Genomic DNA, 2,383 nt, shown 5'->3' with positions numbered 1-2,383 from the left:
CAATCACTCCCATGGTCGGCACTTTTTGAGGGAAAAAAAGTCTAAAAACCTTGTTGGATAAGGTTTTTAGATTTATTCAGCAAACCCTATTTATTCTATAATTGACTGGAAAAATATTGCTGTAAATCTGGTAAAATTTCTCTATAAATAGCTGTATTTATCTCTAGATTCCAGCCAAGAATAGAATTAAAAGGGATAATTTCCACCAGGGAATTACTATAAGCAATCCCTTCTAAAGTCCTGACAAATTCGGGGGTCCAGAGATTTTCTTGCAGGGAAATATTTTGTTTTTTTAACCAGCCGATCAAAGCCGAGCGCCCGATTCCGGGTAAAATATCAGCAGTAAGCAGGGGACTGTACCAACAATTATCTTTCCATCCCCATAAATTGCCCGTGCTAGTTTCTAACCAATTCCCAACTCGATCGACTAATATCGCTTCTTTTGCTCCTTTTTTTTGAGCAGTTTGTGACGCTAACCAAGGGGTTAAATAATTACCAGTTTTATGTTCTCCTAAAACGCGTTGCCAAGCGGGATTATCTATTACCCAGCCAATAATTCCTTGCTCTTGTCTCAGGTTTAAATCTTCGGGGAGAAATCTGCCTTTAATCCACTCCCTACCATCGGGAAAAATTGTGATTCTCAGGACAGGATAGAATAGGGATAATTCTTCGGCTCCTTGGCGAATTCGCTGCCAATCGGGATCAGGCCATTGAAAAACTTGTAAACTAGAGTGCAGACGTTTGAGATGTTCTTGCCAATGGGTCAGGGGATGATCTAAGCTGTGTTGATAGACACGCAGGGTAGTAAATATTGTCGCTCCATAAAGCAGCCCAATATCATCAATACCCAGACTGATTCGCTCATCCTCGATTAATTCGCCATTATACCAATACATAATCAGTTAACTGTTTACTGCCCTAGCTTATGAACCGTCAAAAATTTACTTGGGGATATTCTAGTTATAAATTGCGTCAGAGAGAAAATTTTAAAGAATTTCTGTGTTTACTGGGATTATTAATAGCGGCCTTAATTATCTATCTAGTGGGATTAGGGAATTTACCCTTGCGGGATTGGGATGAGGCAACAATCGCTCAGGTGGCCAAGGAAATTAGCCAAACTCCACTGGAACAATTGCGCTGGTTATTTCCTAGTCTTTGGGGTGATCCCTACCTGAATAAACCGCCGTTGATTCATAGTTTAATTGGTCTAACCTACCATTTCTGGGGTATCAATGAGGCCAATACTAGACTAATTCCCGCTTTTTTTACAGCTTTATCGGTGCCGCTTCTTTATCTTCTCGGTCGAGAAATTTTTCCGGCTCGTTTGCCAGCTTTACTGTCGGCCTTGATTTATTTAACTCTTTTGCCGGTGGTGCGTCATGGCCGTTTAGCCATGTTGGATGGAGCGGTATTATGTTTTGAAATCCTGATGTTTGTTGGTTTACTGCGCTCACGACGCGATTTACGCTGGTCTCTGGGGGCGGGGTTAGGATTTGCCCTCCTTTGTCTGACTAAGGGGATTATGGGGCTATTATTGGCGGGTATCGGCTTGATTTTTCTGCTCTGGGATACCCCCCGGTTATTAACTTCTGCCTATTTTTGGTCGGGTTGGTTATTGGGAGCAACCCCCGCTTTTGCTTGGTATGCCGCCCAATTTTGGCACTACGAGCGGGAATTTCTCGATTCCCTTTTTGTTCAACAGTTAAAGCGAGTTAGTGACGATCTGGACAATCATCGCGGACCGTTTTGGTATTATCTGCTGGAAATTCTTAAATATAGTTGGCCTTGGTTAATTTTCTCGGTTTGGGGTTTACGTTTAGCTCGTCAGGAATATCTCTACAGTTGGGGGAAGTTACTGTTAGTTTGGACGGGTGTTTATCTGTTCGTGGTTTCGGTAATGGCGACGAAGTTGCCTTGGTATATTCTGCCGATATACCCGGCCTTGGCTTTAGCGGCCGGTTATGCCTTGGCGCAAGTGGGTAATCTTCCCATCGATCGCCCCTATCATCCAATCTGGTCAATTATTCTGGGTATTATCGGCGTTGGGGCGGGTTTATTAGCTTTAATAGCCTATTTTCCAGGTAATTTTGCCGCTATTGAACCTCTCCATCCCTTAATTCTTTTAACCTTATTGTCACTGTCCTTGACCATGGTGACAACGGCGATTTTGTTAGCCCGGCGCTCGCAACAATTCAGCGTGGTTTTACTCTGGGGAATGTTGGTTTCTTTGTTTATTTTCGTCAATTCTCCCCTGTGGATCTGGGAATTAAATGAGAATTTCCCCGTCAAACCGGTGGCGAGTTTAGTGGAGAAATATGTGCCGGCCGATCACCCTGTTTATATTGCTTTTGCCTACGAGCGCCCCTCGTTAAATTTTTATAGT

The 2,383-nt window shown here is 43.1% G+C and carries 2 protein-coding genes; one reads left to right on the top strand and one right to left on the bottom strand.

Annotated features, from left to right (window positions below; all coding sequences use genetic code 11):
- Window positions 1-95: 95 nt before the first annotated feature.
- Complete coding sequence (locus PX481_RS23380; RefSeq protein ID WP_288023720.1) at window positions 96-896, bottom strand: aminotransferase class IV; 801 nt, start codon at window positions 894-896, stop codon at window positions 96-98.
- 29 nt (window positions 897-925) lie between these two features.
- Here PX481_RS23380 and PX481_RS23375 point away from each other — a divergent pair.
- Window positions 926-2,383: ArnT family glycosyltransferase (locus tag PX481_RS23375; RefSeq protein WP_288096316.1), on the top strand; the 1,458-nt coding region annotated here is incomplete at its 3' end.

The organism is Microcystis sp. M53603_WE2, from assembly GCF_030065435.1.
This window is presented reverse-complemented; position numbering and strand designations above follow the sequence as displayed.

Bases quoted from the DNA above. Each gene is read 5' to 3' on its own strand.
- PX481_RS23380 (WP_288023720.1), bottom strand. From the start codon at position 896: ATGTATTGGTATAATGGCGAATTAATCGAGGATGAGCGAATCAGTCTG.